Raw genomic sequence first — 14880 nt, forward strand, 5'->3', positions numbered from 1 at the left:
CGTAGGGGGCCGAACGGGTGACCGCATCATCAGCGCTCGGTAAGGACCGCAGGTCAGGCGGGTGCCGTGGAGGCCGACACCCGCAGCTCACGGTCGGCATGCGCGGCTCACGCGCAGCTCACGCCCCGTGCGCACACGGCTCACGGTCAGCGCGCGGTCAGTGCGAGGGCGTGGTCCAGTGCCTGGAGCAGCCGGCCCGTCGTCGCCCGGTCGCGCACCGCCAGCCGGAGCCAGGAGTGGTCCAGCCCCGGGAAGGTGTCCCCGCGGCGGACGGCGAATCCGAGGGCGCGCAGCCGGGTGCGGACCTCCGCCCCGCCCGCCACCCGGATCAGGACGAACGGCCCCTCCGCCACCCCGGCGACCGTCACCTCGTCGAACTCCGCGAGCCCGGCCAGCAGATGCGCCCGGTCCACCGCGATCCGCCGGGCCGCCTCCTCCGCCTCGGCCAGCGCCGCCGGAGCCACACAGGCCTCGGCCGCGACCAGCGCCGGGGTCGACACCGGCCACAACGGCTGCGCGGCCGCCAGTTCCGCGATCACCTCGGGCTCGGCCAGCACGTAGCCGATCCGCAGCCCCGCCAGCCCCCACGTCTTGGTCAGGCTCCGCAGCACCACCAGCCCCGGCAGGTCCATCCGTCCGGCCAGGGCCTCCCGCTCGCCCGGCACGGCGTCCATGAAGGCCTCGTCCACGACCAGGATCCGGCCGGGCCGGGCCAGCGCCGCCAGCGTCCCCGCCGGGTGCAGCACGGACGTCGGGTTGGTCGGATTGCCGATCAACACCAGGTCCGCGTCCTCGGGCACGTCCGCCGGGTCCAGCCGGAAGCCGTCCGCCGCCCGCAGCACCACGCGCCCGACCTGGTGCCCCGCGTCCCGCAGGGCCGCCTCCGGCTCGGTGAACTGCGGATGCACCACGACCGGCCGTACGGCTCCCAGGGCCCGGGCGATCAGTACGAAGGCCTCCGCGGCCCCGGCCGTCAACAGCACCCGCTCGACCGGCAGCCCGTGCCGGGCCGCCACCGCCGCGCGGGCGCGCCGCCCGTCGGGGTAGGCGGCGAGATCCCCGAGGGAGGCGGCGATCCGCTGCTTGAGCCAGTCCGGGGGAGTGTCCGCCCGTACGTTGACCGCCAGGTCCACCAGCGCCGAGCCCGCGTCGATCACCTCGGCGTCCCCGTGGTGGCGCAGGTCGTGCGTGTGCGCCGTGGCCACGGCGCAGGTCGCCGACACCGACCGCCGCTTGGGCACGAGGAGTTCCCCGCCGCCCGCCAGGGCCGCGGCCTCGGCCACCGAGGGGGTCCCGGTGGCGGCGCGCGCCGCCTCCGAGGGGTGCGGCACGGCGATGCCGGCCAGCCGGGCGGCGGGGTAGCTCACCACGGGCACGCCGAAACGTTCCGCCGCACCCGTGATCCCGGCCTCGCCCGCCTTCGACTCCACCGTGGCCAGCGCCGTCACCGCCCCCAGGGCCAGCCCGGCCCCCCGCAGCGTCTCCTCGACCAGGGCGCAGACCTCCGCGACGGAAACCCCCGCGCGTCCGCCGACCCCGACCACCACCTGCGTCGCGTACTCGCCCACCGGGGGCCCTCCTTCCGTAGTCACCGTCGCCGTCACTGGAACACCACCGGCCGGGCGGCCGTCAACCCTCCGACACCCGCCGTCCGCGCGCGGACGTGCGCGCGGGGCGAGGAGTCTGTATTCAGGGGCGCATGGCCGTGATCGTGGCGTTGGGCGCGTTCCTGATGACCCTGGCGGGCGGATGGGCGGCGCAGCGCGTCACCGACCGCCGCCACCTCGTGCTGGGCCTGGCCGGCGGGCTGATGCTCGGCGTCGTGGGCCTGGACCTGCTCCCGGAGGCCCTCCACGCGGCGGGCGCCGAGGTGTTCGGCGTACCGCTCGCCCTCCTGCTCTTCGTCGGCGGCTTCCTCGTCACGCACGTCGTGGAGCGGCTGCTGGCGGTCCGTCAGGCCGCGCACGGCGCCGAGAACGGCGGCCGCACCCCCCAGGTCGGGCTGACCGCGGCCGCGGCCATGGTCGGCCACAGCCTCGCCGACGGGGTGGCCCTGGGCGCGGCCTTCCAGGTCGGCGGGGGGATGGGCGTGGCCGTGGCGCTGGCCGTCATCACCCACGACTTCGCCGACGGGTTCAACACGTACACGCTCACCAGCCTCTACGGGAACGACCGCCGCAAGGCCCTGATGATGCTCTTCGCGGACGCCGTCGCCCCCGTCGTGGGCGCGGCGTCCACTCTGCTGTTCACCCTTCCGGAGGAACCCCTCGGCGCATACCTCGGCTTCTTCGGAGGCGTCCTGCTGTACCTCGCGTCCGCCGAGATCCTCCCCGAGGCACACCACAAGCACCCCGCCCTGTCCACGCTGATGTGCACGGTGGGCGGGGTGGCCGGGATTTGGCTGGTGGTGGGCATCGCGGACTGAACGCCGACCGCGGACGGAGGAGGCGGCGGTCACCGCCGTGCTGCCGCGGCTTCCGTGAAACGGCGCGCGACGGACGGCTCCGCCGCCCAGTGCGTGTGCAGATAGCTCGCGTGCACACCCTGCTGCACGAAGCCCTCGACCCGGCGCTCCGGGTGCGTGAACCCCCACGCCGGGGCCGCCCCGGCGCCCGGCTCGATCACCGTCCGGTGGAACTCGTGCCCGCGCAGCCGGGTGCCGTTGGCGGCGAGCACGCTGTCCGACACCGCGACCGCCTCGCGGTAGCCGAGGGTGAGCCGCTCCGACATCCGCGCGTCGGCATCGAGCACGCCGCACATGGGCTTGCCGTCCAGCGAACGCGCGAGGTACAGCAGCCCGGCGCACTCGGCGGCCACCGGACCGCCGGCCTCGGCGAAGCGGGCCACGGCCGCGCGGAGCGGCTCGTTGGCGGACAGCTCCGGCGCGTACACCTCGGGGAAGCCGCCACCGATCACCAGGCCGGAGGTACCGGGCGGGAGCGCCTCGTCCCGGAGCGGGTCGAAGGTGACGACGTCCGCCCCGGCGGCGGTGAGGAGCTCCGCGTGCTCGGCGTAGGAGAACGTGAACGCCGGTCCGCCCGCGACGGCGACGATCGGTCGAACGGCGGGGTCCGTGAGTGCAGCGCCGTTGCCGGGGCTCCGCCCCGGACCCCGCGCCTCGAACGCCGGCGAGGCCGGCTTTTCCAGCCCGTCCGGCGTTCGAGGACCGGGGTTCGGGGCGGAGCCCCGAGTGCCCGCCAGGGCACGTTCCGCATCCCAGGCTTCGCAGGGCAACGGCGGTGCGGTCCTCGCCAGGGCCATGAGGGCGTCCAGGTCGCAGCCCGCCCGGACCTGCGCGGCCAGCGCCGACACCGAGGCCAGCGCGTCGGTGTGCCGCTCGGCCACCGGCACCAGGCCCAGGTGGCGCGAGGGCGTGGCCACCTGCGGAGCCCGCCGCAGGACACCGAGGACCGGCATCCCCGCCTCCTCCAGGGCCTCCCGCAGCATCACCTCGTGCCGGTCGGAGCCGACCTTGTTCAGGATCACGCCCCCCAGCCGCACCTGCGGGTCGAAGGACGCGAAGCCGTGCACCAGCGCCGCGACCGACCGCGACTGCGAGGAGGCATCGACCACCAGCACCACGGGCGCCCGCAGCAACTTCGCGACCTGCGCCGTCGACGCCAGCTCACCACGGCCCGCGGCGCCGTCGTAGAGACCCATGACGCCCTCGACCACGGCCAGATCGCACCCGGCCGCCCCGTGCGCGAACAGCGGAGCTACCAGCTCCGGCCCGCACATGAAGGCGTCGAGGTTGCGCCCCGGCCGGCCGGTGGCCAGCGCGTGGTAGCCGGGGTCGATGTAGTCGGGCCCGGCCTTGTGCGGGGACACGGCGAGGCCGCGCTCCGAGAAGGCCGCCATCAGGCCCGTGGCCACGGTGGTCTTGCCGCTGCCGGACGACGGAGCGGCGATGACCAGCCGAGGCACGTTGAAGCGGTACGAAGTCACCACTCGATGCCCTTCTGGCCCTTCTGCCCCGTGTCCATCGGGTGCTTGACCTTGGTCATCTCGGTGACGAGGTCCGCGAACTCCACCAGCTTCTCCGGCGCGTTGCGGCCCGTGATCACCACGTGCTGCGTGCCGGGGCGGTTGCGGAGCACCTCGATGACCTCGTCGACGTCGATCCAGCCCCAGTGCATCGGGTAGGCGAACTCGTCGAGCACGTACAGCTTGTGCGTCTCGGCGGCCAGATCGCGCTTGACCTGCTCCCAGCCCTCCTTGGCCGCCTGCTCGTTGTCGAGCTGCGCGTCCCGCTGGACCCAGGACCAGCCCTCGCCCATCTTGTGCCATACGACGGAGCCGCCCTCGCCGGAGGCGCCGAGCACCTTGAGCGCGTTCTCCTCGCCGACCTTCCACTTCGCCGACTTGACGAACTGGAACACCCCGATGGGCCAGCCCTGGTTCCAGGCGCGCAGCGCCAGCCCGAAGGCCGCCGTGGACTTGCCCTTGCCGGGGCCGGTGTGGACGAAGACCAGCGGACGGTTGCGGCGCTGGCGCGTGGTGAGCCCGTCGTCCGGAACGACGGACGGCTGTCCCTGAGGCATTACGCGGCCCTCCTGTTGCTGTTGCTGCTGCTGTGGGGTGAAGCGGTGGATGTCACTGCGGTACGTACGTTCTTCACGAGCCCGGCCAGCGAGTCGGCCCGCAGCCCGTCGAGCGTGACGGCCGGACCGCCGAGGTCCCGGGCCAGTACGCCGGCCAGCCCCAGCCGGACCGGCCCGGACTCGCAGTCCACGACCACCGAGGCGACGCCACCGGCCTGCAGCAGCCGCGCGCTGTGCCCGGCGAGCTCCCGCGGGCTGCTGTCCGTACGGCCCCCGGTGTTCCCGGCCGAGGTGGCCCGCCCGTCGGTGACGACCACGAGCAGCGGCCGGCGCGAGGGGTCCCGCAGCCGCTCGATCCGCAGCACCTCGTGGGCCTTCAGCAGCCCGGCGGCCAGCGGGGTGCGGCCGCCCGTCGGCAGCTGCTCCAGCCGGGCCGCCGCCGCGTCCACCGAGGAGGTCGGCGGCAGGGCCAGCTCGGCCGTGGCACCCCGGAAGGTGATCAGGCCGACCTTGTCCCGGCGCTGGTAGGCGTCCAGGAGCAGCGACAGCACCGCGCCCTTGACCGCGCTCATGCGCTGCCGGGCCGCCATGGAACCGGAGGCGTCGACGACGAAGAGGACGAGGTTGCCCTCGCGCCCCTCCCGCGTGGCCTGGCGCAGATCGTCCTTGCGGATCACGAGGCCGCGCCCGTCGCGGCCGCGCGCCTTCTGGTGCGGGGCGGCGGCCTGGATGGTGGCGGTCAGGTGCAGCTTCGTCAGGTGCCCGCGCGGGCGCTGGGCGCCGGTGGTGCGGCCGTGGGCGGTGCGGGCGCGGGACCGGCGGCCGGACGCGCCCTCACCGAGACCGGGCACGCTGAGCATCTTGGTCCGGAACGGCTCGGCGGCACGGACCGCGGCCTGCTCCGGCCCGGCGGCCTCCTGGGCGGAGGGCTGCGGGGCCTCGGGGGCATCCGCGGGGGCCTCGCCGCTCTCGGGGGCCTCAGGGGCCTCAGGGGCCTCGGGGGTCTCGGCCGGGGCGCCCGGGTCCTGCGGAGGCGTGCCACCCGGGCCGCCGTCGGGACCACCGTCCCCGGGTCCGTCGTCGTCGGGGCCCTCGGGGTCCGGCTCCGGCTCCGGCTCGGGCTCCTCGTCGGGGAACTCGTCCAGGATCCGGTCGAGCATGTCCTCGTCCAGCCCCGGCGCGTCGAACGGGTTGCGGCGCCGCCGGTGCGGGAGCGCCAGCAGGGCGGCCTGCCGGACGTCCTCCTTGCGTACGTCGGTGCGCCCGGCCCAGGCGGCCAGCGCGGTCGCGGTCCGGGCCATCACGATGTCGGCACGCATCCCGTCGACCTCGAACCCGGCGCAGATCGCCGCGATCTGCAGGAGCGCGGTGTCGCCGAGCGAGACCTTCGGGAGCAGCGCCCGCGCGGCCACCACCCGGGCGCGGACCTCGTGCTCGTCCCCGGCCCAGCGGATCGCGAAGCCCGCGGGGTCGTCCTCGTAGGCGAGCCGGCGGCGGACCACCTCCACGCGCTGGGAGGGCTCGCGGGAGGCGGCCACCTCGACGGTGAGCCCGAACCGGTCCAGGAGCTGCGGCCGCAGCTCGCCCTCCTCGGGGTTCATCGTGCCGACGAGCAGGAAGCGGGCGGCGTGCCGGACGGAGACGCCCTCGCGCTCCACGTACGAGGCGCCCATCGCGGCCGCGTCCAGGAGCACGTCCACCAAGTGGTCATGGAGGAGGTTCACTTCGTCGACGTAGAGGATCCCGCGGTGGGCGTCGGCGAGCAGGCCGGGCTCGAAGGCCTTCACGCCCTCGGCGAGGGCCCGTTCGATGTCGAGGGCGCCGACGAGGCGGTCCTCGGAGGCGCCGACGGGCAGCTCCACCATGCGGGCGGGCCGCAGGGCGCCGGGACCGGACTCGTGCGGGCCGTCCGGGCACGAAGGGTCGGGCGCGGCCGGTGCGCAGGAGAACCGGCAGCCCGACACGACGTCGACCTGCGGCAGCAGTGCCGACAGTGCGCGGACGGCGGTGGATTTGGCGGTCCCCTTCTCACCGCGCACGAGCACCCCGCCGACCGCCGGGCTCACGGCGTTGAGCAGGAGCGCCAGCCGCAGGTCGGACTGGCCGACCACTGCGGTGAACGGATAGGGCGTGCTCATGCGTTGCTCACTCCTTGGAAGGCGCGGACCGTTGCCGTGTGCGGCGCTGCTGCTGGGGTTCCGCCCCGGACCCGGCGCCTCGATCGCCGGCGGGGCTTGATCTGGCTGGTGCCGTGCGCCCGAGGCGACTGGATCGCCCGCAGGGCAATTTCAGCCCCGCCCGGGGGCCCCTCCCAGCGGTGGCCGGGGGAGATCGAGGCGCGGGTCCGGGCAGAGCCCGGTTCCGGAAAAGGGCGGGGCGGGGGAGAGCCGCGCAGGGCCCGGCCGCCCGTCACGGCGCGCCCGGCGGGAGGAAGGGCAGGCCGGCCGGGGCGCCGCCCTCGATCAGCCGAAGCAGCGCAGCGGTGTCCGCGTGTTCCTCGATCAGGTCGCCGAGCAGGTCCAGCTGCTCCTCCCGCAGCGCGGCGAACGAGGTGTCCGGCGCCGGGACGAAGCGGCGGCCGGCGGCCTCGGCCACCTCCCGCAGGAACGCCCGGCGGAAGCCGTCCGACTCGAGCGAACCGTGCCAGTGGGTGCCCCACACCGACCCGACCCGGCAGCCGTCCAGGAAGGCCTCGCCGCCCAGCACCTCGGCGACGCCGTGGTGGATCTCGTAGCCCGCGACCTCCTCGCCCAGCGCCGAGCCCACCGGCCGGGCCAGGGTCTTCTCGCGCTCGAAGCGGATGCGCACGGGGAGCAGGCCGAGGCCGTCGACCTCGCCCGCCTTCGATTCGACCTCGTCCGAGATCCGCTCGCCCAGTACCTGGAACCCGCCGCAGATGCCCAGGACCGGCCGCCCCTCGGCGGCCCGCCGCAGCAGCGCGTCCGCGAGCCCGCGTTCCCGCAGCCACTGGAGGGCCTTCACCGTGCCCCGGGTGCCGGGTACGACGACCAGGTCCGCGTCGGCCAGTTCCTCGGCCCGGTCCACGAACCGCACCACGACCCCCGGCTCCGCCGCGAGCGCGTCGACGTCCGTGAAGTTCGACATCAGCGGCACCGCGCACACGGCGACCCGCAGCACGTCCTCGCCCACCGGCGGAGCGACCACGGACTCGCGTACCGCCCCGCGCAGCGAGACCCGCAGGCCGTCCTCCTCGTCGATGCCCAGGCCGTGCCGGAACGGCAGCACCCCGTACGTGGCACGGCCCGTCAGGCCGCGGAGCATCTCCATGCCCGGCTCCAGCAGCGACACGTCGCCGCGGAACTTGTTGACCATGTATCCCGCGATCAGGGACTGGTCCTCGGGGGAGAGCAGCGCCGTCGTCCCGAAGAAGGACGCGAAGACCCCGCCGCGGTCGATGTCCCCGACCACGACCACCGGGAACCGCGCGGCCCGCGCGATCCCCATGTTCACGATGTCGGTCCGGCGCAGGTTGATCTCGGCCGGACTCCCCGCCCCCTCGCAGATCACGGCGTCATACGTGCCCCGCAGCTGCTCCAGGCAGTCCGTGACGATGCCGAGCAGCTGCTCCCGGCGCCCGCCGTGCAGCGCCTTTCCGGGGGACGACCCCCCGGCCTCCCCGAAGAACCCGCGGGCGCTCATCTCGCCCACCGGCCTGCCCAGCAGCACCACCTGGCTGCTGTGGTCACTGCCCGGCTTGAGCAGCACCGGGTTCATCAGCGCGGTCGGCTCCACGCGGGCCGCCTGGGCCTGCATCGCCTGGGCGCGCCCGATCTCGGCGCCCTCCAGCGTCACGAAGGAGTTCAGCGACATGTTCTGCGCCTTGAAGGGCGCGACCTTCACACCCTGGCGGGCCAGCCAGCGGCAGATGCCCGCCGTGACCACGCTCTTGCCCGCGTCCGACGTGGTGCCCGCGACCAGCAGACCCCCGCCGCGCTTCGCGCCGCTCATCCGCGCCGTCCTTCTCGTGTCGTACGGGAGACCAGCAGCCGGGCGGCCACGCAGGCGCCCAGGGCCAGCCAGGTCACCTGCCGCGACAGCCGCACCGCCCGCTCGATGTCCGCGACCTCCACCGGCCGCCCCGCCCCGCCGTTCAGTACGGCCCGGTGCTCGACCCGGCCGCCGTACGCGAGGGTTCCGCCCAGTCTGACGCCCAGCGCCCCGGCGAAGGAGGCCTCGACGGGTCCGGCGTTCGGGCTCGGGTGCGCGGCGGCGTCCGCGCGCCAGGCCCGTACGGCGCCCCGCCGGTCGGGGCCGGCCAGCACGGCGGCGGCCGCCGTCAGCCGGGCCCCCGGCCAGCCGGCCAGGTCGTCGAGCCGGGCGGAGGCCCAGCCGTAGCGCAGGTAGCGGGGGGACTTGTGGCCGACCATCGCGTCCAGGGTGTTCACGGCGCGGAAGGCCAGCAGCCCGGGGACTCCGGCGGCGGCGCCCCACACGAGGGCCCCGACCACGGCGTCGGAGGTGTTCTCGGCGACGGACTCCACGACGGCGCGGGCCATCTGCTGCCCGTCCAGGGCCTGCGGGTCGCGTCCGCACAGGTGGGGCAGCCGCTCCCGGGCCACCTCGATGTCCCCGGCGGCGAGCGCGCCGCCGATGGCGCGGGCCTCACGGCCCAGGGAGGTGCCGCCCACGACGGCCCAGGTGGCCGCCGCCGTCAGGGCGATACGGGCGGCTGCGGGCCGGGAGCGCACGGCTCGGGCGCCCAGCGCTCCGACGGCGGCCGCGCCCCCGGCGCACACCAGGGTGTGCAGGAGGCCCCGGGCGCGGTCGTCGCGCCACAGGGATCGTTCGACGGCGGCGGCGGCCCGTCCGAAGGCGGCCACGGGGTGCCCTCGGCGCGGATCCCCGAGGATCCGGTCGCCGATCAGGCCCGCCGTGGCGCCGTACGCGAAGACGCGATCGGCACGCATGGTGACAGGTATGTCCTCACTCAGGGTCCGCGCCCTGGTTCGACGTGTCCGGCGGCGAGAGTTCCTGGCTCCCGGGACGCACGCGCGGCGTGCGGTTCCGGTGACAGTGGCGGGACCGCGCCGGATTCGCACCGGACTTCCTCTCCATGCCGCCGTATTGGCTCCGGCAGTCCACCACGCACGCCGAAGGCCCGTCAACTCGCCGTTGACCTGCGGTGCGGCCGGGACGCAGCAGGAGCGCGGGAGGGGGCGCGGGATGCGAAAAGCTCCCCCCGGGACAAATCCGGAGGGAGCCTTCACACCCGGTCGGCCGCGGGGCGGCGGATCAGGCGACGATCAGGTAGATCCCGTAGCCCACGGCCGCGGCGATGACCGCGAAGCAGGCGTACGCGCCGCTGCGGGCGAGGGTGGCGGTGCCGCCCTGCTCCGTGGCGGTCTCGTGCTTGGACAGGCCCACCAGGCCCAGGGTGAAGAGGGCCACGAGGGCGACGGTCGCGAAGAGGCTGACCCCGAAGACGGAGCCGAGCGCTTCCCAGTCGATCTTCATACTGCGGTTTCCTCTTGTGTCTCTGTCTCGGTCAGACCGCGGCGGCCGGAGCCGCCGGGGTCTGCGTCGCGGCCGGGATGGTGGCCTTGAGGGCTTCGTCAGTGACCTCGGCGGTCGTCGCCGCGGCGGTGGTGCCGGCGGCGGCGACGGTCGGCGGGACGGTGACCGCGGCGATGGCCGTGGTGACGACACCCGGCTCCTCGGCGCGGGCCGGCTCCACCTCGTTGACGTTGTTGTGGTCGACGACCTGGCGGCGCGAGATGAACCAGATGGCCAGGCAGGAGCCGATCAGGAAGAGGGTGACCGCGGCGATGCCGACGTCACCGATGCGCATGACCAGCTCGGCACCGGCCGAGACCAGCGCGGCCGCCGGCAGGGTCAGGCCCCAGGCGATGAACATGCGGGTCGCGGTGGACCAGCGGACCACACCGCCCTTGCGGCCCAGGCCCGCACCCATGACCGCACCGGAGCACGAGTGGGTGGTGGAGAGCGAGAAGCCCAGGTTCGACGAGGCGAGGATGACGGACGCGGCCGAGGTCTGGGCGGCGAAGCCCTGCTGCGGGTGCAGGTCGGTCAGGCCGCTGCCCATGGTGCGGATGATGCGCCAGCCGCCCAGGTAGGTGCCCATCGCGATGGCCATACCGGCGGAGACGATGACCCAGACCGGCGGGTTCGCGTCGGGCGCGATCGCGCCGCCGGCGATGAGGGCCAGGGTGATGATGCCCATCGTCTTCTGCGCGTCGTTGGTGCCGTGCGCGAGGGAGACGAGACCGGCCGAGGCGATCTGACCGGCGCGGTAACCCTTGCGGGAGGTCTTCTCGCCGACCTTGTCGCCCAGCTTGTAGGTGAGCTTGGCGGCCAGGTACGCGGCGATGCCGGCCACCAGCGGGGCGGCGATCGCGGGGATGAGGACCTTGGTGACGACGACGCTGCCGTTGACCGCGCCGATGCCGGCGGAGGCGACCGCGGCACCGATCAGGCCGCCCATCAGGGCGTGCGAGGAGCTGGAGGGGAGACCGACCAGCCAGGTGACGAGGTTCCAGAGGATCGCTCCGACCAGGGCGGCGAAGATCACCTCTGGCTGGATGCCCTCCTCGTTGACCAGGCCCTTGGAGATCGTCTTGGCGACCTCCACGGACATGAACGCGCCGACGAGGTTGAGCACGGCGGACATGGCCACCGCCGTCTTGGGCTTGAGGGCGCCGGTCGAGATGGTGGTAGCCATCGCGTTGGCTGTGTCGTGGAAACCGTTCGTGAAGTCGAACACGAGAGCGGTGATGATCACGATCCCGAGGAGAAGCGTTATGTGCTCCATTTACCCAGGCTTCTGTTTGACGTCAGTGGCTCGGCGACCGTAGGCAACCTGGGTGAACGGAAGATGAACTGACTCGGGCGGAGCGGTGTACTGGCGCGGGGTGTGATCGGGCCATTCGTCCTGATTCTGGCGTAGATAACGCCATTAATGCACGTCAAAGCCGGGTGAATGAACCCCTCCGCAGGGGGTTCGCCGTGCATACGATCGCGCCTCCAGGGCCTCGAATGAGACCTAGATCACCCCTTCGGTGCTCGCTGTGGAGGGATCTCCTCCGGTGGCCCGCCCGAGGCCCCGACCCGACACTGGAGCAGTGCGTACCGCGACAGCGGCGGCTGCGGCCGTCACGACGACCCTCCTCGGTGCCGGCGCGGCCGCCGTCGCCGTCGCCCGGCACGCCGCCGACGCGGCCCTGCGGTCCGAACCGGGCCGCCCGCTCCCCGGCGGACCGAAGCTCAGCGTCCACTCCGCCGCCGACGGCCGGATCACGCTGACCCGTTCGCTCGCCTCCCTGCGACCCGGCACGTACGGCCTGGTCGCACCCGGTGTGCACGCCGTCGTCGGACCCGTGCTCCCGGACGCCGGTCCCGGCCCGGACGCCGTCGTACGGCAGCTCCTCTCCGTCACCCACGGCACCCTCGACCCCGGCACCCGGGTCTCCCTCACCCCCCAGGTGTACGTCGGCAACCCGCGCACCGCCCTCGGGCTCGACCACGCCGACGTGGACGTCCCCGGGGAGCTCGGCGCCCTGCCCGCCTGGTTCGTGCCCGCCGCCCGGGACACCTGGGTGATCACCGTGCACGGGCTCGGCAGCAGCCGGGAGCACCCGATGGTGGTCATGCCCTTCCTGCACCGCCACCAGCTGCCCGTCCTGGACCTCGGCTACCGGGGCGACCTGGGAGCCCCCGCCTCCCCGGACGGCCTCGGCCACCTCGGTGAATCGGAATGGCGTGACCTGGACGCCGCCATCCGCTACGCCCTGCGCTACGGAGCCCGCCGCGTGGTGCTGTACGGCTGGTCCACCGGCGCCACCATGGCCCTGCACGCCTTCGAGCGCTCGCCGCTCGCCCACCGGATCTCCGGGCTGGTCCTGGACTCCCCGGTGCTCGACTGGCACACCACCCTGCGCGGGCTCGCCGCGGCGCGCGGGGTCCCCGGCGTGGTGCTGCCGCTGGCCGTCCGGGCCGCCGAGGGCCTCGCGGGCCTGCGCGCCGACCGCCGGCCGGCGGGCTCCGACCCCGGCGCGCTCCGCGTCCCGGTACTGATCTTCCACGGCCCGGACGACGCGCTCGCCCCCTGGGCGCCCTCGCGCAGGCTCGCCGCCGCCCGCCCCGACCTCGTCGCGCTGCACCCCGTGAGCGGGGCCGGGCACGGCGCGATGTGGAACGCCGACCCGGCCGGCTACGAGGAGGCCCTGCGCCGCTTCCTCACCCCTCTTATGTGAAGACCGGACGAAGGGCCGTTCAGCGGCCCGGTGAACGGCGCGGGTGAACTGCCGGGTGAACGGCCGGGTGAACGGCCGAGAAAGGCCACGTGCCGAGGCCCGTCATGTGAAGGCCCTGTGACGGACAGGGCCCCACGGGCGGCTTGTCCCGGTCTGCGCTGCGGTGAACGACGGCAACGGCCGATTCCGTTTGGGCTTTCGGCCAGTGACGGGCGAGACTGCTTCCGTGACGTCCCGAAAGCCTGATGAGCAGTTGGCTCGCGACTCCAGACTCCGACTCGTCTCGCCGCGCTCCGTCGCCGCGGCCCGCAAGGCGGTGACCGACCGACGCACCCGGCCGGCGCCCAGGCCCCCGGCGGGCACGCCCGCCACGGCCGACCTCGCGAACCGGGCCCGGGCCTCGCTCGCCGACGCCGTACGCCTGACCCGCTGGGCCGAGCGCAACCTCGGCGCCGGAGACGGCGGCCGGCCCGCCCCCACGGGCGCCCTGCCCGCGGCCGACGTCGAACGCGCCGCCGCGGAACTGGGCCTGACGCACGGCCAGATCCAGGTCGGCTGGGACCGCGCCCGGCTCGCCGGACTGGTCGAGGTGCACGGCGGCCATGCCCGGCCCGGCTGGCGGCTGCGCGCCTGGGACCGCGACGACACCGCCGTACTGCGCGGCTGGGTCGCCCTCTTCGACGCCTGGTCGCTGGTCCATCCCGCACCCGCCGACATCGCCCCTTCGGCCGTCGCCGAGGTCGTCGAGGCGATGCCCCAACTCCTCTCCCTGCTCCAGCTGTCCGCCGGACCCGTCACCGTCCCGGACCTGCTCGACCTGCTCGGGCAGCGCGTCACCGAACTGCGCGACGAGCGGTGCGAGATCCCCTACGAGGCCGAGCCCGCGACGGCGCTGACGTCCGCCGCCGCCGGCCCCGCGGAGGCCCGCCCCGTCCCGCTCGCCCGGCTGCTGCGCTGGGCGCTCGGCGGACTCGCCGCCGTGGACGCCGTCACCCTCGGCCCCGCCCGGGCCACGCTCACCCCGCTCGGCAGCTGGGCCGTCTGGGTCAAGCTGGAGCAGATCTGCGTCGCGGCGCAGAGCACCGCCGGGAACATCGAGCAGTCCGCCGCCGCCATGCTGCACGGCTGCGCGCGGCTCACCCCCGGCCCGGCCCGCGCCGAGTACCAGGCCTGGCTCGCCGCCCGGCCCGTCGGCCACGCGGTGGCCGAGCTGCTGCAGGCCGCCCGGGGCGAGGACGCCCTGCTGCGCGGCCTCGCCTTCGAGGCGTTGCGCGTGGTCGGCGCCCCCGCCGAGCCCGAGGTGCGCGCCACCGTGCGCGAACCCGCCCTGCGCCCCTACGCCCTGCTCTGGCTCGCCGAGCACGACGGCATCGACCCCGACGAGGCGCAGGACGTCCTCACCGCCGAGGAGTCGACCTGGCTCTGGGTGGACACCGCGGCCGCCATCGCCGACCACGGCGAGGCCGAGCTGCTGGCCCGCCACCTCGACTCCGCCGTACGGACCACCGTCCCCCGGCTGCTGGACGAGGTCCGTGCGGTCGGCCATCCGCGCACGGTGCAGGTGCTGGTCGCGCTCGCCGCGGCCCACCCCGACCCGACGCTGGCCAAGGCGGTCCGACGGGCGGCCTTCCAGGTCCACACCGGCGGCGAGTGACTCCCTAGGAGAACGGGGACGGGCGCGCCGCACGGGTCAGACCTGCGGCGCGTACGTCCCGAAGCTCCAGACGTTGCCCTCGGCGTCGCGGGCCATGTAGTCGCGGGAGCCGTAGTCCTGGTCGGTGGGCTCCATCACGATCTCCGCGCCGTGCTCGACCGCCCGCCGGTGGTGGGCGTCCACGTCGTCGACCACGACATAGACCCCCGAGGGGCCGGCGCCCTCCATGGCCTTGTCGAAGACCCCGCCCTTGCCCGAACTGCCCAGCATCACCATGCCGTTGCCGTACGCCAGCTCGGCGTGCGTCACCGAGCCGTCCTCACCCTCGTAGACGGCGACCTGGCTGAAGCCGAAGGCCTCGGTCAGCAGCCTGATGGCCGCCTTCGCGTCGCGGTAGACCAGCGTGGGACAGATGGACGGAACGCCTGCCATGACGATCACTCCCTCTCGTGAC

At 74.6% G+C, this 14880-nt stretch carries 11 protein-coding genes, 1 pseudogene and 1 riboswitch; of the genes and pseudogenes, 3 read left to right on the plus strand and 9 right to left on the minus strand.

Annotated elements, in window-relative coordinates; translation table 11 throughout:
* Positions 1-146: 146 nt before the first annotated feature.
* Entirely contained in the window at positions 147-1568 is a 1422-nt protein-coding gene (cobC, locus tag KO717_RS27500) for an Rv2231c family pyridoxal phosphate-dependent protein CobC (RefSeq protein ID WP_301371942.1), read from the minus strand.
* Between the two features lie 131 nt (positions 1569-1699).
* Here cobC and KO717_RS27505 point away from each other — a divergent pair, with 131 nt between their 5' ends.
* The gene (locus tag KO717_RS27505; RefSeq protein WP_301371943.1) at positions 1700-2425 is read left to right on the plus strand and encodes a ZIP family metal transporter; all 726 of its coding nucleotides are present in this window, start codon (positions 1700-1702) and stop codon (positions 2423-2425) included.
* A 29-nt stretch (positions 2426-2454) separates the two neighbouring features.
* Here the strand turns inward: KO717_RS27505 and KO717_RS27510 are convergent, their stop codons facing one another.
* From KO717_RS27510 to KO717_RS27540, 7 genes and pseudogenes are all read right to left on the minus strand, one after another.
* A complete protein-coding gene (locus KO717_RS27510) occupies positions 2455-3948 on the minus strand; it encodes a cobyrinate a,c-diamide synthase (protein WP_301371944.1) in 1494 nt (497 codons plus the stop codon).
* Positions 3942-4541, minus strand: coding sequence for a cob(I)yrinic acid a,c-diamide adenosyltransferase (gene cobO / locus KO717_RS27515; protein WP_030013115.1), 600 nt, complete (start codon positions 4539-4541; stop codon positions 3942-3944). Before cobO ends, KO717_RS27510 begins: the two co-directional genes overlap by 7 nt.
* Positions 4541-6679, minus strand: a complete 2139-nt coding sequence (locus tag KO717_RS27520; protein ID WP_301371945.1) for a putative cobaltochelatase — start codon at positions 6677-6679, stop codon at positions 4541-4543. The genes cobO and KO717_RS27520 overlap by 1 nt, the downstream gene beginning before the upstream one ends.
* A gap of 274 nt (positions 6680-6953) precedes the next feature.
* A pseudogene (locus KO717_RS27525) lies at positions 6954-8510 on the minus strand (cobyric acid synthase); the annotation flags it as partial.
* Positions 8507-9469 (minus strand): cobalamin biosynthesis protein, encoded by a 963-nt coding sequence (locus tag KO717_RS27530; RefSeq protein ID WP_301371947.1) that lies wholly within the window; start codon positions 9467-9469, stop codon positions 8507-8509. The pseudogene KO717_RS27525 and the gene KO717_RS27530, both read right to left, overlap by 4 nt.
* Before the next feature lie 36 nt (positions 9470-9505).
* Positions 9506-9660, minus strand: a riboswitch (cobalamin riboswitch).
* A gap of 134 nt (positions 9661-9794) precedes the next feature.
* Positions 9795-10016: a hypothetical protein gene (locus tag KO717_RS27535; protein ID WP_030012731.1), complete on the minus strand. Its 222-nt coding sequence runs from the start codon at positions 10014-10016 to the stop codon at positions 9795-9797.
* Positions 10017-10047: 31 nt separating this feature from the next.
* Positions 10048-11331 carry an inorganic phosphate transporter gene (locus KO717_RS27540; protein ID WP_301371948.1) on the minus strand — a complete coding sequence of 428 codons (1284 nt, stop codon included), beginning with the start codon at positions 11329-11331 and terminating at the stop codon, positions 10048-10050.
* A 310-nt stretch (positions 11332-11641) separates the two neighbouring features.
* Here KO717_RS27540 and KO717_RS27545 point away from each other — a divergent pair, with 310 nt between their 5' ends.
* Positions 11642-12772, plus strand: coding sequence for an alpha/beta hydrolase family protein (locus tag KO717_RS27545; protein WP_301371949.1), 1131 nt, complete (start codon positions 11642-11644; stop codon positions 12770-12772).
* A 226-nt stretch (positions 12773-12998) separates the two neighbouring features.
* Positions 12999-14426, plus strand: coding sequence for a hypothetical protein (locus KO717_RS27550; RefSeq protein ID WP_437184586.1), 1428 nt, complete (start codon positions 12999-13001; stop codon positions 14424-14426).
* A 36-nt stretch (positions 14427-14462) separates the two neighbouring features.
* On the opposite strand, the gene KO717_RS27555 is transcribed toward KO717_RS27550, so the two are convergent.
* On the minus strand, positions 14463-14858 hold the full coding sequence (locus tag KO717_RS27555) for a VOC family protein (RefSeq protein WP_030010786.1): 396 nt from the start codon (positions 14856-14858) through the stop codon (positions 14463-14465).
* Positions 14859-14880 lie beyond the last annotated feature (22 nt).

The sequence above is a fragment of the Streptomyces xanthophaeus genome (assembly GCF_030440515.1).
Lineage (GTDB): Bacteria > Actinomycetota > Actinomycetes > Streptomycetales > Streptomycetaceae > Streptomyces > Streptomyces kutzneri.

Coding starts and splice junctions, on each gene's coding strand:
- KO717_RS27505 (WP_301371943.1), top strand. CDS start 1,700: ATGGCCGTGATCGTGGCGTTGGGCGCGTTCCTGATGACCCTGGCGGGC.
- cobO (WP_030013115.1), bottom strand. CDS start 4,541: ATGCCTCAGGGACAGCCGTCCGTCGTTCCGGACGACGGGCTCACCACG.
- KO717_RS27520 (WP_301371945.1), bottom strand. CDS start 6,679: ATGAGCACGCCCTATCCGTTCACCGCAGTGGTCGGCCAGTCCGACCTG.
- KO717_RS27530 (WP_301371947.1), bottom strand. CDS start 9,469: ATGCGTGCCGATCGCGTCTTCGCGTACGGCGCCACGGCGGGCCTGATC.
- KO717_RS27535 (WP_030012731.1), bottom strand. CDS start 10,016: ATGAAGATCGACTGGGAAGCGCTCGGCTCCGTCTTCGGGGTCAGCCTC.
- KO717_RS27540 (WP_301371948.1), bottom strand. CDS start 11,331: ATGGAGCACATAACGCTTCTCCTCGGGATCGTGATCATCACCGCTCTC.
- KO717_RS27555 (WP_030010786.1), bottom strand. CDS start 14,858: ATGGCAGGCGTTCCGTCCATCTGTCCCACGCTGGTCTACCGCGACGCG.